19 protein-coding genes are annotated in these 21,743 nt (G+C 56.2%); 12 read left to right on the forward strand and 7 right to left on the reverse strand.

The features are described 5' to 3' along the window. Nucleotides 1–12: 12 nt before the first annotated feature. Nucleotides 13–855, reverse strand: coding sequence for a uroporphyrinogen-III C-methyltransferase (cobA, locus tag ACW8F6_RS00815; RefSeq protein WP_491574037.1), 843 nt, complete (start codon nucleotides 853–855; stop codon nucleotides 13–15). Nucleotides 856–1,455: 600 nt separating this feature from the next. Between cobA and ACW8F6_RS00820 the strand changes: the two genes are divergently transcribed. From ACW8F6_RS00820 to ACW8F6_RS00845, 6 genes are all read left to right on the forward strand, one after another. Next, nucleotides 1,456–3,705: a molybdopterin oxidoreductase family protein gene (locus tag ACW8F6_RS00820; RefSeq protein WP_491573931.1), complete on the forward strand. Its 2,250-nt coding sequence runs from the start codon at nucleotides 1,456–1,458 to the stop codon at nucleotides 3,703–3,705. A 398-nt stretch (nucleotides 3,706–4,103) separates the two neighbouring features. Beyond that, complete coding sequence (locus ACW8F6_RS00825; protein WP_491573932.1) at nucleotides 4,104–6,113, forward strand: DmsC/YnfH family molybdoenzyme membrane anchor subunit; 2,010 nt, start codon at nucleotides 4,104–4,106, stop codon at nucleotides 6,111–6,113. A gap of 62 nt (nucleotides 6,114–6,175) precedes the next feature. Next, nucleotides 6,176–6,550 carry a hypothetical protein gene (locus tag ACW8F6_RS00830; RefSeq protein WP_491573933.1) on the forward strand — a complete coding sequence of 125 codons (375 nt, stop codon included), beginning with the start codon at nucleotides 6,176–6,178 and terminating at the stop codon, nucleotides 6,548–6,550. Between the two features lie 74 nt (nucleotides 6,551–6,624). Further along, nucleotides 6,625–7,620, forward strand: a complete 996-nt coding sequence (gene moaA / locus ACW8F6_RS00835) for a GTP 3',8-cyclase MoaA (protein ID WP_491573934.1) — start codon at nucleotides 6,625–6,627, stop codon at nucleotides 7,618–7,620. Beyond that, nucleotides 7,604–8,527: a DMT family transporter gene (locus tag ACW8F6_RS00840; RefSeq protein ID WP_491573935.1), complete on the forward strand. Its 924-nt coding sequence runs from the start codon at nucleotides 7,604–7,606 to the stop codon at nucleotides 8,525–8,527. Before moaA ends, ACW8F6_RS00840 begins: the two co-directional genes overlap by 17 nt. Beyond that, on the forward strand, nucleotides 8,517–8,804 hold the full coding sequence (locus tag ACW8F6_RS00845; RefSeq protein WP_491573936.1) for a hypothetical protein: 288 nt from the start codon (nucleotides 8,517–8,519) through the stop codon (nucleotides 8,802–8,804). The genes ACW8F6_RS00840 and ACW8F6_RS00845 overlap by 11 nt, the downstream gene beginning before the upstream one ends. 115 nt (nucleotides 8,805–8,919) lie before the next feature. On the opposite strand, the gene ACW8F6_RS00850 is transcribed toward ACW8F6_RS00845, so the two are convergent. Next, entirely contained in the window at nucleotides 8,920–9,627 is a 708-nt protein-coding gene (locus tag ACW8F6_RS00850) for an alpha/beta fold hydrolase (protein WP_491573937.1), read from the reverse strand. Nucleotides 9,628–9,825: 198 nt separating this feature from the next. On the opposite strand from ACW8F6_RS00850, the gene ACW8F6_RS00855 reads away from it, so the two are divergent. The 4 genes from ACW8F6_RS00855 (at nucleotide 9,826) to ACW8F6_RS00870 (ending at nucleotide 11,819) form a co-directional block, all read left to right on the forward strand. After that, nucleotides 9,826–10,173 (forward strand): ArsR/SmtB family transcription factor, encoded by a 348-nt coding sequence (locus tag ACW8F6_RS00855; RefSeq protein ID WP_491573938.1) that lies wholly within the window; start codon nucleotides 9,826–9,828, stop codon nucleotides 10,171–10,173. A 2-nt stretch (nucleotides 10,174–10,175) separates the two neighbouring features. Next, complete coding sequence (locus ACW8F6_RS00860) at nucleotides 10,176–10,592, forward strand: SRPBCC family protein (protein WP_491573939.1); 417 nt, start codon at nucleotides 10,176–10,178, stop codon at nucleotides 10,590–10,592. Between the two features lie 38 nt (nucleotides 10,593–10,630). Continuing rightward, on the forward strand, nucleotides 10,631–11,023 hold the full coding sequence (locus ACW8F6_RS00865) for an MAPEG family protein (RefSeq protein ID WP_491573940.1): 393 nt from the start codon (nucleotides 10,631–10,633) through the stop codon (nucleotides 11,021–11,023). Nucleotides 11,024–11,156: 133 nt separating this feature from the next. Then, the gene (locus tag ACW8F6_RS00870; protein ID WP_491573941.1) at nucleotides 11,157–11,819 is read left to right on the forward strand and encodes a class I SAM-dependent methyltransferase; all 663 of its coding nucleotides are present in this window, start codon (nucleotides 11,157–11,159) and stop codon (nucleotides 11,817–11,819) included. Between the two features lie 60 nt (nucleotides 11,820–11,879). Here ACW8F6_RS00870 and ACW8F6_RS00875 read toward each other — a convergent pair whose 3' ends face one another. The 5 genes from ACW8F6_RS00875 to ACW8F6_RS00895 form a co-directional block, all read right to left on the reverse strand. Beyond that, nucleotides 11,880–13,181 (reverse strand): methyltransferase family protein, encoded by a 1,302-nt coding sequence (locus ACW8F6_RS00875; protein ID WP_491573942.1) that lies wholly within the window; start codon nucleotides 13,179–13,181, stop codon nucleotides 11,880–11,882. A 75-nt stretch (nucleotides 13,182–13,256) separates the two neighbouring features. After that, nucleotides 13,257–15,140 (reverse strand): glycosyl hydrolase family 18 protein, encoded by a 1,884-nt coding sequence (locus ACW8F6_RS00880; RefSeq protein ID WP_491574038.1) that lies wholly within the window; start codon nucleotides 15,138–15,140, stop codon nucleotides 13,257–13,259. Nucleotides 15,141–15,625: 485 nt separating this feature from the next. After that, nucleotides 15,626–17,107 carry an amidase gene (locus tag ACW8F6_RS00885; RefSeq protein ID WP_491573943.1) on the reverse strand — a complete coding sequence of 494 codons (1,482 nt, stop codon included), beginning with the start codon at nucleotides 17,105–17,107 and terminating at the stop codon, nucleotides 15,626–15,628. A 137-nt stretch (nucleotides 17,108–17,244) separates the two neighbouring features. Further along, complete coding sequence (locus ACW8F6_RS00890) at nucleotides 17,245–18,069, reverse strand: SDR family oxidoreductase (protein ID WP_491573944.1); 825 nt, start codon at nucleotides 18,067–18,069, stop codon at nucleotides 17,245–17,247. Between the two features lie 56 nt (nucleotides 18,070–18,125). Further along, nucleotides 18,126–18,890, reverse strand: coding sequence for an enoyl-CoA hydratase (locus tag ACW8F6_RS00895; protein WP_491573945.1), 765 nt, complete (start codon nucleotides 18,888–18,890; stop codon nucleotides 18,126–18,128). 171 nt (nucleotides 18,891–19,061) lie between these two features. On the opposite strand from ACW8F6_RS00895, the gene ACW8F6_RS00900 reads away from it, so the two are divergent. Continuing rightward, nucleotides 19,062–19,571, forward strand: coding sequence for a GNAT family N-acetyltransferase (locus ACW8F6_RS00900; RefSeq protein ID WP_491573946.1), 510 nt, complete (start codon nucleotides 19,062–19,064; stop codon nucleotides 19,569–19,571). 43 nt (nucleotides 19,572–19,614) lie between these two features. After that, the gene (locus tag ACW8F6_RS00905) at nucleotides 19,615–21,678 is read left to right on the forward strand and encodes a S9 family peptidase (RefSeq protein WP_491573947.1); all 2,064 of its coding nucleotides are present in this window, start codon (nucleotides 19,615–19,617) and stop codon (nucleotides 21,676–21,678) included. Nucleotides 21,679–21,743: the final 65 nt, after the last annotated feature.

The raw sequence follows: 21,743 nt of genomic DNA on the forward strand, positions 1-21,743 counted from the left end.
CGCTTCCTCAAATCAGGCTGACAATTTTTTCCAAGGGGAAAGTTGAGATGTAAGAGTGTCTGGCGCCGTGACTGCTTCAGACTGTTGATGCGTAGGCGCCGCTGGCCACCACTGCAGTTGTTCGCGCAAATTAACAACTTCACCCACCACAATCAGCGCGGGCGATTCGATGGCATGTCGTCCGACCAGTCCAGGTAAGTCACGCAGACTCCCAGTGAAAACCCGCTGATCTGCCGTGCAACCTTTTTCTATGATTGCCGCCGGGGTGCTGTTGGCCATTCCCGCCGCACGCAGCTTGCTCGCTATCAATTCTGCGCTGCCCAACCCCATGTAAAACACCAGGGTATGACCGCTCTCTGCCAGTGATGCCCAGTTGGCTTTCACCTCTTGTTCGCCATGCGCCGTCACAAAGCTCACGCCCTGTGTGAGCCCCCGGTGCGTTAAGGGAATACCTGCGTAGGCCGTTGCGCCAGCACCACTGGTGATACCCGGCACCACCATTACGTCCACGGCGGCTGCTTTTAGCTCAAGCATTTCTTCACCGCCGCGTCCAAAAACAAAGGGGTCTCCGCCCTTTAATCGGCAAACCCGCAAGCCGCGTTGTGCGGCACACACTAACAAGGCATTCAAATCTTCCTGGGCAATAGCGTGACGATGCTTCGCTTTACCTACATACACCGCAGGTATCTGTTTTGGAAACAGCGCGCGAATATCGTCACTTACCAGGCGGTCGTAAAAAATAACATCGGCATTTTCTATGCATCGCAACGCTTTTAAGGTGAGCAGATCGACATCGCCCGGCCCGGCACCCACTAACGCCACCTGACCTGGCGACTCAGGCTGACGGGGTTTCATGCCGGCAATAATATGCACGGGTGCCGTGCGTTCGGTGTGGCTGGTCGTCGAAGACATCTGGCTATTCCTCTGCGCTCACTTCAGCGCGTTGCATTTCTGAAATCTGTAAGAGCAAGGACAATGCCAATAGTGAAAATTGAATGGGATTTTTTAAAACGCTGAAATCGTACCGGTGAAAAACGGCACGCTATATAGAAGCAAGAGCAACGCATAGGGCAATGGCACACCAAAAGAGTGCTCGCGCACCAACTTAGACACTCGACACGCCCAGCAAGCGCCCTATAGAAGTGCACCTTGCACCAGCTCGGCCCAAGTGCCATTCTTCGCTCGCACCAGATTGATACCGCACGCCCTTATTTGGCGCCCTCTCACGCGGGTATTTGCGCAATCGATGGGCATTACTGCGGTCTGCGCACACTTTTAACCCCTAAAACACCCAGCAATTCCCCCCTTGGGGCCCGCAATTGCCACTAAAACGAAAAAATTCAGGGGTATATTCAAGTTGGTTCACAAATTGCTATCTCTAGTTAGCAATGTCATTTCAGGTGCCGGCCGCAGCAACAATACGCCTGTACCGACTATGGATTACTAGGAAGCCTCATGATTTTTGGTCGTAAAAAACGCAAACCCATTAGTATCCCGGCAAAACCCGTCAAGGAGTGGAAGTACACCACCTGTAACTACTGCTCGACTGGTTGCTCCATCGAACTTGGCCTGAGCGCTGAGGGCAAGGTCATCACCAGCCGCGGGCACGCCGGTGCCGATGTCAATCGCGGCAAGTTGTGCATTAAAGGGCTGCTGGAACACGACCTGTTTCATTCGCCCGGCCGGGGCACGCAGCCGCTGATGCGCACGCGTGCACACCAGCCCTTTGAAGCCACGCACTGGGACACAGCGCTGGACACAACGGCCAGTAAAATTAAAGAGATTCAAGACAAGTACGGCCGCGATAGCTTTGCTATCGTGTCTACCGGCCAGTTACTCACCGAAGAGTTTTACGCTCTGGGTAAGTTAGTGCGCGGTCAGATTGGCACCAATAATTACGACGGCAACACCACCCAGTGCATGGCCTCGGCCGTCTCTGGCTACAAGCGCTCCTTTGGCTCCGACGGCCCGCCTGGCTGCTACGAAGACTTTGAACACACCGGCTGCCTGATGGCTTTTGGCTCCAACCTACCCGAACAGCATCCCATTATTTACTGGCGCTTGAAGGAAGCGCGCGAGAAACGCCATTTCCCCATGATTGTGGTCGATCCTCGCGTCACCATGCTGGCCCAATTTGCCGACATACACCTGCCGATTACACCCGGCACCGATACCGTGCTCATCAACGCCATGATGCATGTGATCTTTAAAGAAGGCCTGGCCGACGACGACTATATTGCTAGGCACACCCAGGGAATCGACGACCTGAAGCAACTGGTGCTGGAAAAATACGACCCCAAACACGCACAGCACATTTGTGGTATCGACGAGGACCGCATCCGTCACGTGGCCCGCGTCTACGCCAAAGCCAGCAGTGCCATGAGCATCTGGACCATGGGTATTAACCAGTCCACCCACGGCTCCGACGGCGTGTGCAATATCAACAACCTGAACCTGATAACCGGCAACATCGGCAAGCCCGGCGGCACCAGCCTGTCGATCACCGGCCAGTGCAACGCCATGGGTACGCGCGAATGGTCCTCCTGCTCGGGCTTACCCGGCTACCGCTACCTGGAAAAGCCCAAGGACCGCCAACACATTGCCGATTTTTGGGGCATCGACGCCAACTTCTTTCCGCCGGCGCGCGGCCTGGCACAAACCGACATTTTCCCCGCCATTGAATCGGGGCAAATTAAAGGTCTGTGGCTAGTCGCCACCAACCCCATGACCTCCATGCCCAATCAACCGCGTATTCGCAAGGCCATGGAGAAACTGGAATTTTTGGTGGTGCAGGATGTGTACGAAGACGTGGAAACCAACAAGTACGCGCACGTATATTTTCCCGCTGCCGTCTGGGCAGAAAAAGAAGGCTGCCACACCAATACCGAGCGTCGTGTCAATCTCACGCGCAACGTATTGCCCGCCTATGCTGACTCCAAGCCCGACTTCTGGATTTTCAAAGAAATGTCCAAACGGTTCCAGGATCGCAACCCCATAGAATTCCCCCAGTCGGCTGAAGCGGCCTTCAATGAAATGCGCGAGCTCTCCAAAGGCGACGGCCGCACGCTGGATATCTCGGGTATGACTTGGGATCGCATTGAAGCGGCGCGCGGCATTCAGTGGCCCTATAGTGAAGCCGATGCGCAGGCCGATGAAGAGCGCCTGGGTAAAGTTATTGCCATCGACACCAAAAACCGCGTTGATTACAAGGGCAATCAACGCCTGTACACAGATGGCGTGTTTCAAACCGAGAGCGGCCGCGCCAATCTAATTTGCGTGGATTTCGTCAACAACAACGAATGCCCCGACGATGACTACCCCTTCTGGTTGAATTCGGGCCGGGTTGTTGAGCACTTCCACACGCGCACGCGCACGGGGAAAATCGGCAACTGCAACAAATTCAGCCCCACGCCCTACATGGAAATGAATCCCGATGCCGCTGCGGAGCTGGGCGTAGAGCACGGCAGCTACGTGCGCTTGGTCAGTCGCCGAGGCGACGCCGTGGTAATGGTGCAAACCACCCACCGTGTGGGTCGCGACATGGTCTTTATTCCGTTTCACTTTCACGATTGTGTAAACCGTTTAACGCTGGGCTTGCTCGACCCCTACTCGCGCCAGCCCGCGTTTAAGCAAAACGCCGTGCGAGTGGAAAAAGTGGACCAGAAAGAAGCGGCACAACTGAATTTGGAACGCCGAAAGTTTTAGGTGATTTCGGCAACCGTGGATTAAAGCGCACTGTACAGATCTTGGGCGCAGAATATTTGGATCAGTAGATACAACCCTGTTACTGGCGGCACGCATGAATACATCCCTGTAGTTCTGCATCGCCTTCCATGGCGATTAAGGCCGCAAGTATCAGGGCCGTATCTACCTAAGTGCCAACGACAAAGCTGTGGTTTCTATGAGGCTCTATAAGGGCAAACGGCTTTAGCCGGGCACCAGACTCGAGGCCAAGTGGCTCACTGCTGCCGGGACCGTCAGCGACAGGAGGTCGCTGTCGAGCCCCAGGGATGGGTCTACGCGTGTCCCGGCAGGAGTGAGCCACTTGGCCACGGAAAAAATTCGTTTTAAATAGTTATAGATTGATGACGCGAGACAGGCTAATGACAGCGAAGCACGAATTACATAACCAGTTCGAACAGATTCCAGGCCGGGATTTGCCAGGCACAAATGCGACGCCAGCGGGTGAGGAGCGCTCCGGTGAGCACGGCGCCATGATTTGGGAAATTCGCACGGAAGAGCAGCCCTACGCGTTTTTGTCCGACAAAGACATCAAAGACACTAACCGCTACGGTCAGAAGATCGATCTCATCGACCTCACCGAGCACACCTTACCGGTGGGTCGATCGCTGTACATCAACGAAAATCCAGCGGTGGGCACCAACCCCAATCGCAACAAACAACACGGTTTCTTTTTTACTGCAGACAACTGCATTGGCTGCCACGCCTGCGAGGCGGCCTGCAGCGAGAAAAATGAAAATCCCGCGCATTTGGCCTTTCGCTCTGTGGGCTATGTGGAGGGCGGCAGCTACCCAGATTACAAGCGCATGAATATTTCCATGGCCTGTAATCACTGCGACAACCCCGTGTGCCTGAAGGGCTGCCCCACCCGCGCTTACACCAAACACGTGGAATACGGCGCGGTGTTACAAGATCCGGAAACTTGTTTTGGTTGCGGTTACTGCACCTGGGTGTGCCCCTACAACGCGCCACAGCTGGACCCTATCAAGGGTCAGGTGTCCAAGTGCAACATGTGTGTCGACCGCCTGGAAGTGGGTTTAAAGCCCGCCTGCGTATCGGCCTGTGTCGGCAACGCGCTGGACTTTGGCGTAATTGAAAACGTGCCGGAAAACCGCGAACAGGCGCTTACCGAACTGCCCGGTTTCCCCACGCCCGACATCACGCACCCCAACATCCGCTTTCAGCAGATTAACCAGCTGCCCGACGAAATGAAGCGCACAGACTCCATGCCACTGAAATACCACAAGGATGAAAACGGTCGCTACCGGCCTGCGGTGGACCAGAAAAAAGGCAGGGAAAAACACTGGAACTTAGCGCGTCTGTCGTCTCGAGAAAATCCACTGGTGTTGTTCACGCTCTGCTCCCAGGCCGCCATCGGCGCCTTTGGGCTCAGCTTTTTGGGCGCCGAATTCAGGCTGGAACAACTGCAGGCCTTTCGCCAGTCTGCGCTCTACGCGCCGCTGGCCATCCTCTGTTTGTTACTGGTGGGTTTTGGCCTGTTCATGTCCACCATGCACCTCGGCAAACCGCACCGCTTTTATCGGGGCTTTAACAACTTGCGCCACTCGCCAGTGTGTCGAGAAGGCCTGGGTATCGCTTTATTTATGGCGGGACTGGGCATGCACATTCTTTTTAGCCTGCCAAACAACAGCCTATTCCAATCGCTTTACCAGTGGGCACTGGGCACAGAAATTCACGCATTGATCAGCGCCAACACGGCGGCGATTTGGGCACAAGGATTTGCCTACTTTGCCATTCCCGCGAGCCTGGTGGGCCTCTACTACATGAACAAGTGCTACCGCATAGAGGCGCGTCCCTTCTGGAACCACTGGCAGGTAGCCACGGCCTTTTTCGGCAATATGCTCTCGCTGGGTGGCTTAGTGGCGGGGGCGGTGATGGTGCCCACCCTGGTCGCCACAGGCCAAAGCTACGACACGGCGCTATTACTATGCGGCAGCGCCATGGTGCTGGGATTGCTAGTGGAAGGTATAGGGCACATTGCCCACAGCCGCACCATGGGTCGTGCAGCGCACGAGGGCGGCGCCTCCTACTACATTCAAACCACCACCTTTGGCAAAAGCTTTTGGGCCCGCAACGCCCTGCTGGCGTTGAATACCCTGTGGGTCCTAGGCTTGCTCCTTGGCCTGCTGGCCTGGGATATGACCGGCCTGTACGCATTGCTGGCCTGGGCACTTGGCGGCGCGCTGCTGGTGGCCACCTCGGTAATTGGCCGTGCGCTTTTTTATGTACTTGTGGTACCTACCACTATGCCGGGCGCATTTTTCTGGAAAAACAAAGGTTTTGAAGAGCACGCTCGCGATATCGGCCTGGCCCATATGCCACAAGTGGGCGTGGTACCCTTAACCCACTAAGACTTCCGATACCTTCGACACTCACTCACCCGCCCTGCCGCACGGCAGGGCCGGAGCGCGCTATGAAACTGGACACACTACTCGATAAAACCTGCGTCATTGGCCTGTCCTATTTTGATCTGGACGGCACCCTGCTCAAACAAACCCAGTGCTGTGGGCGCGTCGTCAAGACCGATACCGACATGGGCATTACCGTCCAATTGCAGCACACCAGTGCCACGGCCAGCTCGGCGGACTTTATTCTACCGCCCAACCTGGCCGCCTGGTTTAAGGCGCCCGCCGGCCGCTACCGCAACCCCGAAGGGGGCGTCGATATCGAGAATCCCGATTATCTGGTGACCTGGGATATTCACCGCACCCAGCAAGAGCGCAGCGAAGGCCAACACGAGTGGTGGGAGTGGGTACCCAATACCCAGGCGCCACAGGTGGGCAACTAGGCTACCGCCACCAAGGCTGGGCACCAAGGGCCTGGTTGCGGTAAGCTGCCGTTATTCATGGAGTTTCTCTGCAGATGCTGATCGACCGCTTCAATCGCACCATCGATTATATCCGCCTGTCGGTCACCGACCGGTGTGACTTCCGCTGCGTCTACTGCATGAGCGAAGACATGACGTTTATGCCGCGCGCGCAGGTGCTTACCCTCGAAGAATTGGCCGAAGTGGGCACTGCATTTGCGGAGCTGGGCGTAAAGAAAATCCGCATAACCGGTGGCGAACCCCTGATCCGACGCGACGTGATGACCCTGTTTAACCGGCTGGGTCAATTGCCACTGGAAGAATTAACCCTCACCACCAATGGCTCGCAGTTAAGCCACTACGCGCAGCCGCTCAAAGACGCCGGCGTCAAACGCATTAACATCAGCCTGGACACCTTGGAACCCGGCAAATTTAAAGCCCTTACCCGCACCGGCGACCTGGCCCAGGTACTGGCTGGCATTCGAGCCGCGCAGGCGGCGGGATTTGAGCGCATCAAGCTCAATGCGGTGATCATGAAAAACCGCAACGCCGACGAGGTGCCCGCGTTAACGCAATTTGCGCTGGAACAGGGATTGGACATCAGCTTTATTGAAGAAATGCCCCTCGGCCACATTACTGAACACAGTCGCGCACTAGAATTTTGCTCGAGTGCCGAATTACGCGCGCTGTTGCAAAACCGCTTCAACTTACAGCCACTGGACGACGAAAGTGCGGGCCCGTCGCGCTATTGGACGGCCGAGCTACCCAACGGCACAGCCACGCGCAGCCGCATTGGTTTTATCTCGCCCCACTCGGAAAACTTTTGCGCCAGTTGCAATCGCGTGCGGGTCAGCGCCGAAGGTAAATTGCTTTTGTGTCTGGGCAACGATCACGCCGCCGACCTGCGACACCTGTTGCGCGCACACCCAGGCGATCGCGAAAGGTTAAAGACTGCCATCGTGGCGGCCATGCAGCTCAAGCCCGAAAAACACCACTTCAACCACGACGACGCACCGCAAATTGTCCGGTTTATGAATGCCACCGGCGGTTGAATCGCCCTCTTCTGCACAGCGGACCGCAGCCCTGTGGATGCTCGGCGCCACTCTGGCATTCTCTCTTGTGGCACTAGCCACCCGGCTAATTGGCAGCGAGCTGGCCACACTCCAGCTGTTGTTTTTACGCGCAGTGATAGGTCTGCTAATCCTGTTACCTCTATTGCCGAGCGCCCTGGGTAAACTGCGGTTATCCACCTCGGTGCTGCGCCTAAACTGTTGGCGCAATGGCTTTCATCTGCTGGGCCAATACGGTTGGTTTCTCGGTCTGGTGTGGTTGCCGCTGGCGGATGTCACCGCCATCGAATTTACCACACCGCTTTTTGTGGGGCTGCTGGGCGCGCTAATTCTGGGCGAAACACTCACCCTGCGCCGGCTGATTGCGCTGGTACTCGGGCTTGCCGGCATAGCTTGCATCGCCACGCCCTCAGTACTGGCTCTGCAACCCGTGGTGGGCTGGGTACTGCTATCTGCGCTGGGGTATGCGGCAGCACACCTGTTGACGCGATCCCTGACCCAGAGCGACCAGTCCACCCTGTCTGTTTTGCTGTGGATGTACCTGCTACAAACGCCCGTGACTGGGCTGCTGGCGCTACCCACTTGGCAATGGCCCAACGGCATTCAGTGGCTATTGCTGATTCTGATCGGCGGCTGTGCCCTGTGCGCGCACCTGTGCTTAACCCAGGCACTGGCCCGCGCGGCGGCGGCACAGGTGATCACCTACGACTATTTTCGCCTGCCGGTCTTGGCCACGTTGGGTGTCTTCCTGTTTAATGACCCGTTGAATACGGCAATGATTTTAGGCGGCCTGTGCATCTTGCTGGCTTGTTGGATAAACTTTCAAGCGACCCAGCCGGCGCCAGCTCGCTCACCCAAAAACCACAGCGCTTGTTCCCATGATGTTTAAACTGTCGCCCAAACACCAACGCCAATGGCTACTGACCGCCAGCCTGACCTTATCGATCTGGTATTTACTCATGCTGTGGGATTTGGCCCGCGGCAACAGTTTGCCCTGGCTGGCGCCTTACCTCAGCGATTTACTGCAGGTTGGCGATGGGGCACTGGTGGTCATTGCCGGGTTGGTGCCCCTGGTACTGGTATGGGGAGGCATAAGCCGGCTGTTTGCCCATTTGGCCTTGCAACAATTGGCGGTTGACCTCAAGCGCAAGCGCCGCCCCCTGTAAGCGCCCAGACTCAATCGACCCGCAAGCCGCACAAGTGCTCCACAATCTCTGTCGATTAATATTAGAAGGAAAAAAAGGGCAGCATAGCCGCCCTACAGAGGGAGGATTGACAGGGTTAAAGCAGGTCGACCTGTTTAGATGCAGTGTATTGCTGCAGGCCGAAATGGCCGTAGTTGTAGGAGTAGCTGGTTCGCTCGCCGGCGATCTGGCTTGAATGTACGCCTCCCACCCGGCAGGTGCCGGTGCCGCACACTATCTGATCGACCCAGCTCTTAATGGAGTAAACCCGCCCGGCAATGGCTTTGCCATACAGCCAATCCAAAAACGGGCTGGACACGGACAGGCCCTGGCTGCCGCAGGTGCTGTTATACACATTGTAGGGATAGACGCCACAGCTCCACAGACCGCGATAGGCGCCGGCAATGCCCACAAAAGCATCGACTTTATGGCTTTTGTTGAGCTTGATGATTTGCTGCGCCGCCAAAGTCACACCCATGGAGTGGCCAATGACATCGATTTTCCCCGTGCAGCTTTGGGCCAGTGCATCGTTAATGGCGTTGCGCACGGGCGTCTCCTCGGCTCCGCTGTGATTATTGCAACCGGCGCACGATTTGGAGCCCCAGCTAGGCCTGAAAATCTGCTGACTGCTATAGCCACGGCTGCGCAGCTCATCGTAAGTGGCAGACCAGTCGGCGGGCTCACCGGTATTGCCGTGCACCAGCACCACATTGTCGACACAGGCAGCCCATAGGGCACCACTGTAGCCGGTCAGCAGCAGACAGCTGGCTGCAAGGGTATAACGGACGCGTTTACCTAGTTTCATCGGTTGCCTCTCAGTGTTCATTATTGGCTGCCGGCACGCCGGCTTATATAACTGATACATCAACCCCTGCCACGCTATGTAAATCTGTACCCGTTAGCTATGCGACCATAGTCGCACACACCAATATTCAACCAAGTGGTTGAATATTGGTGTGTGCTGTGACATATTCAACCTATTGGTAAACTATTGGAGCAACCGTTGCCCCAGACGCCCACCCCGACGCGCCAAAAAGATCCCCTCGACCGGGTATTCATGGCACTGGCTGACCCGACCCGTCGAGCGCTGGTGCACCGGCTCACTCAGGGCGAACTCACCATGGGCGAGCTGGCGGCGGGCTTCCCCCAATCGCTGGCGGCAATCTCCAAGCACGTGAAAATATTGGAACAGGCGGGCTTAATTGTGCGCCGCAGAGACGGTCGCTCTCACTGGCTGCGCCTGGCACCAGAGCAGCTGGCCGGCGCATTGGACTGGATCAGTATCTACCGAAATTTTTGGCAACGCCGGCTCGATGCACTGGCCGATGACTTACACAAACCCGAGGATTAGCGATGTTAACACTGACGATATCGCAGGCGTTCGACGTACCTGTTACTCAGCTCTTTCAAGCCTGGACCAATCCCACTCAGTTGGCGCGCTGGTTTGCGCCGGGCGCCATGACCGTACCCACTGCCGATGCCGACGTCAAACCCGGCGGCCGCTACCGCATAGTGATGCAAAATGAACAGGGTGAACAATTTATTGTGGGCGGCGAATACCTGGCGGTGATTGAAAACGCGCGTCTGCAATTTACCTGGCGCTGGGAGGGCAGCGAACACACCACACAGGTGGCCGTTGCCTTCGAGAGCGTAACAGCAGATCGCTCGGCCCTCACGCTTACCCATTCCGAATTTACCGATCAAGAAAGCTGCGACAAACACTACCAAGGCTGGCAAGGCTGCCTTGCCAACCTCGAAAAACATCTCTAAACACCGCACGTTAACGCTTATATAACAAGGGACAACCTATGGAAATCGCAATCGCCATTATTCTGCTGGCTTTGATTCAATACATGATTTTTTCAGCACGCGTTGGATGGGCGCGCGGAAAATACGGCATCTCTGCCCCCAAAACCACGGGCGACGAAACCTTTGAGCGCATCTATCGGGTACAAATCAACACCCTTGAGCAACTGATTATTTTCATCCCCGCCACCCTTGCCTTCAGCGTGTATGTGCACAGCTTTTGGGTGTGGGTGCCGGGCGTGGTCTTTTTATTGGGGCGCCTCTGGTTTGCCCGCAGCTACGAACGCGCACCCGAAAAGCGGGCAGCAGGTATGGTGATGGGTTTCCTAGCCAACGCCAGCATGGTGCTGGCGAGCCTGGTGGCGGTGTCACTATTGCTGCTCAATAACAGCTAACACTAAGAAATTTATTCTAAGCCGTGGCCATAAAGTTGATCGCCATCTTTGTGGCCAGCCTGTATGCTGCCAGAATAAGGCACCGCAATCAGGTGCCACCCCGGTGCCTTGCGCATCCAATCCGATGCGTGCCATGACCACTCCCCGCTACCGCTATCAGACTCTGAACGTGGGTCCCACACAGGTGCATTTACGCACCCTATTAGACAATCAACAGTTTTCCGACGACCAGGGGCTGGCGGCGGCCCTGGGTATTTCGTCGGCCAACTGGCCAATCTTTGGTGTGCTCTGGCCGTCCGGCCAGGTGTTGGCGAATTTAATGCTCACCCACCAGGTACAGGGCAAGCGCATATTGGAGGTGGGCTGCGGCATTGCGCTGTCGAGCCACGTACTGAACGCCCGGCATGCAGACATTTCCGCCACGGATTACCACCCAGAGGTTGAAAATTTTCTGCTGGAAAATACCCGCATAAATGCGGGTAACTGCATCCCGTTTACCCGCACTGGCTGGGCCGATCCCATCACGGGACTTGGCTTGTTCGACTTAATTATTGGCAGTGACTTGCTCTACGAACAGGAGCATATTGCGTTGTTGTCGATGTTTATTCGTCAGCACGCCAAACCCGCCTGCGAGGTCATCTTAATTGATCCGGGTCGCGGTCATCACGCGCGCTTTAGCAAGCGCATGGTGGCCGAAGGCTTTAGCCATCGACAGTACGCACCCGATACCAGCGGCTACCTCAATGTTCCATTCAAGGGCCAGGTGCTGCACTACCAACGCCTCGCCGATGACTAAAAAAAGCCCCACCTAAGTGGGGCCAAGCCTTAGAGAGCAGTCATCGCAACGCCAGGTGCGTCAGGCATTGTCGGCAGCGCCGCGCCAGCGTCCCAGTAGCTGACCAGGCGCAAACCTTAGCCAGGGCAATACCCGCCCCAGGCGTGCAAAAATTCCGTGTTGTTCAATGAACGCCGCGTAGGCCACATAGTCGGGATCTTGCGACAGGTGCCGCTCTTCCGTGCGCGCGCGCAAAAAGTAAATGGCATTCAGTAGCAATAGCATGGCGCACTGGCGCACACTGAGCGCCGCGCTGGTGGACACCATGAACGGCATGGAAATCATCCACCACGACAAATTCTTGCTAATGTAGGCCGGGTGTTTGGTCCACCGGAACGGGCCGTTGGTAAGAATGCCGCGGTGGGTAAGATTTGAAAAACGCAGCCCAAAGGCCATGCTGGCCCAGACGTAAATGGCCAATAGGCACAAAATAGCAGCGCCCCACAACAGGTAGAAAATCTCGGACTGCCAAAACCAATGGCCCCAAGCGGGCCCCTGATCGTAGTGAATATAGGTACCGGAAAATAAACTCCAAAAAGGTTGGTAGCACATCAACGCCACTGCCCAACCTAAAAAACTGGGTTCGGTAGAGCGAATGTGGGTATCCAATACGCGCAGCGTGCACACATAGCCCACCGCCACTACCAGCAAATCCACAAAGTACAAAAAATTAAACGCCACATCGAAAAAGCGCTGAAAGCTGGATAAAACTGTCGTCCACTCCGTGTGGTACATGGCATTTAAGTTATTGCCCAGGTACACGAACATCAGTGGTAAAAAGAAGAGCTTGACCAACCAGCCCAGCAGTAGCTGGACGATTTTATCGGTGTCGGTTTTACGCCCTAACAGCACGCGACCGAGCTGCCAGTATCCATCCTTGGGCATTAACATCTTGCTGTCGACCCAGTAAAAATAGGGAATGGCCAATAACAGCCAATAGGGCAACAGCACAAAGACTAATTGAAAATAACCGTCGTAAAAGGTGCCATGGTATTCGGGAAGCACCCAATAAATCGCCGCAACGCACGCCAGGCAACCGTAAAACCCAACCAGCTTTGTAGCACAGCGGCCCCAGTGACCTTCGCGCCGACGCCAATCGATACCCGTACTTGGATTGCAATGGGATTTCAAAAAAATGACTTCACACACCGCAATGGGCAACGCAAACGCCAGGGCCACAAGGACCACGCCGTAAGTACGTAAGTTCTGCTCCCAAGGCTGATGAATAACCCAGATGGCCATTAGCAGTGCTGCGCCCAAACCGGCAAAATTAATTAACAGACTGGTGGGTGACGTTAATGGCTGGCGAGACGAGGTAGACATAGAACCTCCAGACACCGGGCGCGAGCGCCCGGCTTAAAACAAGAAAACTGGCCCACCTAAACGTGGGCACAGGTCTTACTGGTTAGACTTGATCGCGTTGATCAGCTCACCGTTGTTGGTATCGCCACTGAGTTCCCAGAAGAATGCGCCACCCAGGCCTTGGCCTCGGATGTATTGCATCTTGCCGGCGATGGTGCTCGGTGTATCGTAGCTCCACCAGTTGTTGCCACAATGTGCGTAAGCGGTGCCGGCAATGGTGCCATTGGACGGACAGGTATTTTTCAGCACTTTGTAGTCTTCGATACCCGCTTCGTAGGTGCCCTGCGCAGCGCCCGTGGCCGATCCACCGGGAGCCGACTGCGTCACACCGGTCCAGCCGCGGCCGTAGAAACCAATGCCCAACAGGATCTTGTCGCTGGGTACGCCCTTGCTCTTCAGTACCTGAATGCCGTGATCAGAGCTAAAGCCTTGGATCGGCATACCGGCGTAATCGTAAAGTGCTGAGTGTGGTGCTGTGGGACCAGTTTTTTCCCATGCGCCAAAGAAGTCGTAGGTCATCAGCATGTAGAAATCCACATACTGCGCCGCACCGCCATAGTCGGCCGCGTTCAACTTAGCTTCACCCGCACCAATGGCCGAAGTCACCAACTTGTCGGCGCCAAAGCGATTGCGCAACGCACCCATCAGATCCGAGTAACCGTAGAAGCCACTGCTGTCGCAGCTCAGGCCACACTCGTTGGGGTATTCCCAGTCGATGTCGATGCCATCAAAAACGCCGTTCCAGCGCGGATCAAATACCAGGTCGTAACAGGAATTCGCGAAGGCGTCGGCATTGGCTGCCGCCTCGCCAAAACCACCCGACCAGGTCCAGCCGCCAAATGACCAGATCACTTTCAAGTGTGGGTACATTTCTTTCAAGCGACGCAACTGGCCAAAGGAACCGCGCAATGCGCCACTGTCCCAGGTATCTGCTACGCCATCCACACTTTCTGCGGCGCTGTAGAAGCGGTCGTAGTCAGCGTAGGCATCGCCAATCACACACTTGCCGTTTTGCACATTGCCAAAGGCGTACAGGATGTGAGTGAGCTTTTCTGCCGAGCCGCTGGTGTGAATATTTTTCACATGGTAGTTGCGACCGTAAACGCCCCACTGTGCAAAGTAGCCAATGACCTTGTCACCACCAGAAGAGCTGCTGCCACCCGAGCTGGAAGATGAGCTAGTGCCTGAAGAAGAACCCGAGGACGAGCTGGTACCGGAAGAAGAACCTGACGAAGAGCTGGTACCGGAAGAAGAGCCCGAAGAGGAACTGGTGCCCGACGAAGAGCCCGAAGACGTGCTGCCACCGGAGCTGGAGCTGGAGGACGAGCCGCTGCAGTCACCGTCATTTTTCCAGGGACCGTATTCGCCACCTTCGGCGGGATTGTCGCCCTGGGTCCACCACTTGGCCGAATAACCAGTGCCCAGGTATTGCACTTTGTCGCCGCCGTTGTAAATTGCCGTGGCATTCCACAGCGGCAGACTGGCGTCACAGCTGCCGCCGGATGAGGAGCCGCCCGAGGACGAACCGGAGCTGGTGGAACCGCCCGACGATGTCGAACCGCCTGAAGACGTCGAACCACCTGAAGAGGTGGAGCCACCTGAAGAGGTGGAGCCGCCCGATGAAGAGCTGCCAGAAGAGGTAGAACCACCCGATGAGCTGCTAGAGCTGGAAGAGGTGCCGTCGTCACAGCTACCTAAGCTGTTCCAGGCTTCGGTCCAGGCCCAACCCTGGCCCGGCGCGTAGGGGCCGCCCGTTGAGCACCAACCGCCCACTTTGCAGCTATAGGCAGCGTCGAGATTTTGCACCAGATCGCCATTTGCGTAGCTTGCGCCATCGCTGTAGGCATTGAGAGTCGCGCAATCGTAAGCCTGGCTTTGGGCCGCGAAGGCACCGAGCAGCAGGAGCGCAGATATTTTCATTTTCATGGCTGAGTCCATTGAGACTGTTATTGTTCGAAGACAGCCAGGGGCTGGGAATTGCCCCTTGTCAGGAATCGCAGTACCTCAAAACGCGACGCCTGCGGCTATCGCCCGCAGTACTTCTTGTTCTCTAAGGTTGGCCAACGCAGAAATCGCAGTTACCGCCGATCTAAGGCCAGCGCCACTGAAGCACCGATTACCTCGGTGTGGTGTTCAGTTATTGTTATAAATGGCCGCCAGCAATGCGTCTTACGCGCAATGACTTACTGACAACGTTGTCCAAGATAGCCCCTTAGATACAACGTTGTCAAGCGTCAGTACACCTGATCGGACGTTACTATATCAACTGGAAATACATGCAAAGTCGCTATATTTGACGCCAATTTCGCCAAAATACTGTGAAAACCGGCGAACGATCGAATGCTCGAACAAGCCGCGACGCCGGCCGTTAGCGCCTGAATGTGAAAGGGTTATCAGACGCCTCACTACAGGATGGGGCGTCGCTCAAACCAAGGCTGGGCCAATTCTAACTGCCGTGCCAACTGCAACATGCGCCCCTCATCGAGCATCCGGCCCACAAACTGGGTGCCCAGCGGCAATCCCTTATCGGTCCAGTACAGCGGCACAGACATGGCCGGCAGGCCCGTCACATTGCCCAGCATGGTAAAGGCCATGCGGCTCATCACCCGCTCCGACAACGCAAACAGCAAACCCGAACGCATTAACAGTTTACCCAGCGGCAATCGGTGCCCCAGACGCATTTGCAGGGACTCAAAGGCCGTGGGCGGAATCACGCCGTGGGCGGCGGGCTCGCCGATTAATGTGGGCGTGAGCAACAGGTCAAACTCCGACAAGTAATTAGCCATGGCCATGCGCACCTTGTGCCAACCCTCCTTGGCCAGTGCCACGTCGGCACTGCTAAAGGAGCGGCCCAGCATGGCGGCACTCAGGGTGCCAGGCTCCAGGCTGGCGGCAACCTTGCTGCCCCAAATCTGCTTGATCTGCTCTACCTTGGCAGCCGTGTGACCACTGATCACCATCATAAAATCGCGCCACATCTGGTCTGCGTCTATGGCCGGGTGCGCAGGCTCTACTTGGTGCCCCAAATCCTTCAAAAGCTTGACCGTGTGAGCCAGGGCCGCCTTGGCCTGTGGCGATACCGTAGCGGGCACCATGGGGCGGTCTGAATAGCCGATACGCAGGGGTTTTAAGGGCCGTTCCAACCCCGCCAAAAAAGACTCAGGTGCTTTGGGGATCGCGAAAGGCGCGCCCGGCTCGGGCCCCGACAAGCAATCGAGCATGGCAGCGCTATCGCGCACCGACAGGGTGATAGGATGTCCGGCAATTGCGCCGTCCCAACTTTCGGCCTCCAGGGGCCCGGTGGGGTTGCGGCCACGGCTGGGCTTAAGTCCAAAAACACCGCAACAAGCGGCAGGAAAACGGATGGAACCGCCGCCGTCATTGGCCGATGCCATGGGCACAATGCGCGCTGCCACCACTGCGGCGGAACCGCCGCTGGAACCGCCGGTGCTGTAGCCAAGCTGCCAGGGATTGTGGGCGGGCCCGAAGACTTTCGATTCAGTACTGATCATCAAGCCAAATTCGGGCAAGTTGGATTTGGCAAAGGGCACGAGGCCGGCGGCAAGATAGCGATTGACCATTTCGGCATTTTGCTCCGGCCACCATCGCACCTCTGCCGTGCCAAAGCTGGTGGGCTCGCCGGCCAGATCATCCAATAAATCTTTCAGAATAAACGGCACACCGGTAAAGGGGCCCGTGGGCAGCTGCTTGCGCAAACGCGCCTGCGCGGCAGGCACAAAGTTGTGAATAACGGCATTGAGTTGCGGATTTAATTCTTCCAGCCGCTGTGCCGCCACCGCCAGCAATTCCGCCGGCGTCACTTCGCCCTTGCGCACCAGTTCAGCCAGACCTAGCGCGTCGTACTGGCAGTATTCAGAAAACTTCATGGCCACCTCGTTATTGTTGATTGATATCGTGCAATGCCGGTGTGTGCAAGATACACGATGGCCGCGTCCATGTGCCACAAACACAAACGGCGGCGCCCGAAGACGCCGCCGTTAGGGGTATTCGCTAATGGCGAAGCCTATTGGCTTTTGGCTTCGCTCATCCGCGCAAAAGCCGCCAGCGATGCACTCATGCTACCGGCGCCACTTTGTGCCCAACCACCGTCGACGGGCAGCACCACACCACTCACATAGGCGCCTAGATCGGAGGCCAAAAACAAACAGGCGTTGCCAATGTCTTCGGTTGAGCCCATGCGCTTTAATGGTACAGATTCAACGCAGGCCGCGCGCATTTCTTCGGTGGGCGCCAGGCGTGCCATGCCTTCCGTTTTATCTATGGGGCCCGGCACAATGGAATTAATGCGCACCCCCTTGGGACCCCACTCCAGCGACAGTGTGCGAGTAATCATGTCCACACCGGCCTTGGCGGAACATACATGGCTCTGTGCCTCCATGGGTATAAATGCCTGCGGCGCAGAAATATTGATGACGCTCGCGCCGGGCTTTTTCAAGCAGGGATAAACTGCCTGCATCACGTGAAAGGTACCCATTAAGTCAATGTCGATGACGGCTTTAAAAGCATTGGCAGACATACCCATGGCCGTGGCCGGGAAATTGCCGGCCGCACCAGACACCACCACATCCAAATCATCGAAGGCCGCGTGCACACTGGCCACGCCCGCCTTGATGGCATCAGGCTGGCGCACGTCCGCAGCAAATCCCATGGCATCGCTACCCAGGGCTTTCAGTGCGGCGACGGTATCGTCCACCTTTTCCTGCGAGCGACTGGCCACTGCCACCCGGGCACCGTGTTTGGCGAATAACTCAGCCACACCGCGGTTAATGCCGCTGGTTCCACCCACTACCAAAACATTTTTACCGGTAAAATCTAACGTGATACTCATGTTAATTTTCCCTTAAATTTTTACATCGTATTAATGCACTGAACTCAGCGCACAAGTTAGCTAAAGCTCGAAAAATCAGGTTTGCGTTTTTCGAAAAACGCTGTCGCCGCCTCTTTAAATTCTGGCCCCGCAAGCCCCGTGGCGAAGGCGGCAAATTCCGTTTGCATTACCGCCTCGGCCTTATCCAGCAGCGGCTTGCGCAACAACGCTTTGGTCGCGCGCACGGCGGCCGGCGGTTGATCTGCCAAGCGCAGGGCTTGCGCGCGCGCTTTTGCATTAGGGTTTGCTTCAACACCATTGATAATGCCCATGGCAGCCGCCTGCTCGGCATTAAAAGCCTCACCCAACAACAGCAATTCGGCGGCGCGCGCCTGGCCAATTAAGCGCGGCACAAAAAAGGAAGAGGCATATTCCGGTACCAATCCCAGATTAACAAAAGGCATTTGAAATTTAGCGCTCGTATCGGCGTAGGACAGATCGCACTGTAGCAAGAGCGTAGTACCCACACCCACCGCGGCGCCCGAGACGGCTGCCACAACGGGCTTTGGGAAATGCAATAACGCCATTAAAAACTGCACCACCGGATTGTCGGCATTGAGTTCACCACCCGCCATAAAATCCTGTAAATCATTGCCGGAGGTAAAGCAATCGTCAGTGCCGGTAATCAGCGCGACGCGTATGTCGCTGTCCTGCGCCGCTGCATTCAGGGCGTCGGCCAACTGACTATACATGGCCCGCGTAATGGCGTTTTTTCGCTCAGGGCGATTGAACTGCAGCGTCAGCACGCGCTGCTCGCGGTGAATCACAATATGCTCGTCCATAATAATCCTGCTCTAAACCTTGCTCAGACTTTGAATCGCTTGAGTGTAGCAGTCAGGCGCCAGGTTTCAGTGGCAATTGCGCCCATTTTTTGTGGTAGAAACGACTGATGACTCGGTGGTCTACTACGTCTTAACACTAACTACCTAGACAAAGCCCGACCACTGTACGCTATGCATACCCAAAGACTCGAATTCTTGCCCCTCGACGAGACTCATGCCGCGCTCCTGCTGGCGCTCTTTAACGATCCCGACTTTCTACAGTACGTCGGCGACAAGGGCTTGCGCACCGAGACCGAGGCCCGCGAGTACCTGCGCGCGGGGCCCATGGCTGAGCGGCGTCGCTCGGGCATTACCAACTACGCGGTGCGAATGCTGGGCACTACCGCTTGGCTCGGCACTTGTGGCCTGCTCCAGCGGCCCTATCTGCCGGGACCAGATATCGGCTATGCCTTTCTGCCCGCCGCCCGCGGGCAAGGCATTGCGCGCGAGGCGGCTCGAGCTGTCGTTCAGCAGGCCGACGCCGACGGACGGCCTACACTCTGGGCAATGGTGCATCCGGACAATGCGCGATCGGTTGCGCTATTGACTTCCTTGGGCTTTACCGCACCTGCACGCGACTGCCCTTGCCCGCTGCCCAATACCCGCGTACTGGTGCGCCAGCGCTCGGCCATAGAAGACTAAAACGGCACTACTGCCAAATGTTCAACCAACACAGGAACGCCCCATGCACTGTATTTACCGGCTGAAAGCGCTACTGCTAAGCGCACTTTTTCTGCTGATCGCACTCCCCTCGTGGAGTGCTGCACTTCAATTGGAAGACGTTTTTCAACTGGCCTACGCCAGTGATCCGCAACCAGACAGCCGCACCAACCGCGTGATATTTGTGCGCAATTACATGGATCGACAAAGCGATCGACAGCGCAGCAATATCTGGCAGCTCGACGTGAAAAGCGGCGAAGCGCTGCCTCTTACATCGGGCCATTTCAGCGACCGCATGCCGCGTCTGTCACCCGATGGTAAACGTCTTGCATACATTTCCGATCGCAGCGGTAGCCAACAAATTCACCTGCTGTGGCTAGCCAGTGGTAAAACAACCGTGCTATCGCAATTGACTAAAGGTGCCAGTCAATTGACCTGGGCCCCCGACGGCAGTGCGCTATTTTTTACGCAGTTTGTCGCGGATAAAAGCGCGCCCCCAGTAACACTTCCCGGGAAACCCGAAGGCGCTAAATGGGCCAAGCCGCCAGTCTTTATCGACGCCACTTACTACCGCGCCGACGGCGCGGGCTATCTCACCAAGGGCTACAAGCAAGTTTTCACCTTAGACGCCAACGGTGGTCAGGCCCGTCAGCTCACCCGCGCGCCAATGGATCACAACGGACCGCTGAGTATCAGTCCCGATGGCCGTAGCCTCTATTTTTCCGCGGTTAAAAACCCAGAAAAGGACATACTTAACAGCGATATTTATCGCTTAGACATTGCCACGCAAACTGTAGAAAACGTTGTGACTAGACCCGGGCCTGACGCACACGCTCGGCTATCACCCGACGGTAAAGTTCTGGCGTTTACGGGCTTTGAGGATAAGTTAAAACTGTACGAGGTAACGCGCCTCTATATGCTTGACCTTGCCTCCGGCAAGGTACACACAGTAACCGAGTCGCTGGAGCGCGATGTCAAAGATTTTCACTGGCGCGCAGACAGTAAAGGCGTGTACTTGAGCTACGACGACCACGGTGAATCCATTATTGCCTGGCAGCCACGCACCGGCAAAGCCAAGATATTAACGCGCGATCTGGGCGGCACTGTGTTGGGGCGCCCCTATGCCAGTGGCGATTTCAATATACACGACGACCTGTTGACCTTTACCCATAACAGCACGCAACGGCCTGCAGAAATTGCCGTCATGTACCCACGCAAAGGCAAGGTTAAGCTACTAACGGAACTCAGCAAGCCGTTGATTCAACACACACAGTTGGCCAAGATTGAAACACTCAACTATGCATCGAGCGTCGACCAGTTGCCCTTGCAAGCCTGGATTGCCTACCCACCGGGCTTTGATCCCGCCAAAAAATACCCATTGATGCTGGAAATTCACGGCGGCCCCGTTGCCAATTACGGCCCACGTTTTTCTGCGGAGGTGCAACTCTATGCGGCTGCTGGCTATGTGGTAGTCTACGCCAACCCACGCGGCAGCGATTCTTACGGTCCCGCCTTCGTCAACGAAATTCATCACAACTACCCATCGCGCGACTACAACGATTTGATGGATGCTGTCGATCAGGTAATCGACAAGGGCTTTGTCGATCCCGACCGTTTGTTCGTTACCGGTGGTAGTGGTGGCGGCGTGCTCACCGCCTGGATTGTGGGCCACACCCAACGTTTTAAAGCGGCGGTAGTCGCCAAGCCCGTCATCAATTGGATTAGCTTCAGCCTCACTGCCGACTATTACCCGTATTTTTCGCGCTATTGGTTTGACAAAAAGCCCTGGGAAGACAGTGCCCATTACATGGCCCGCTCGCCCATCAGTTACGTGGGCAATGTCACCACGCCCACCATGTTACTCACCGGTGAGGCCGACTACCGCACCCCCATGTCTGAAACCGAGCAATATTATCAGGCGTTGAAACTGGCGGGCGTCAAAACCGCCATGGTGCGCATTCCCGAAGCCGGCCACAGCATTACCGCACGCCCTTCAAATTTAATGAACAAGGTCGCCTATATTCTCTGGTGGTTTGCCGAGCACGGCGGTCCACAGCCCAAGGGTCTGGATACGTCGGCACAACACTGAGTTAACAACACTCACAGGCAGCCCAGGCTGCCTGTGTAAAGTTTTTCGTCAATGATGTTTTATGT

Source organism: Simiduia sp. (assembly GCF_058345725.1).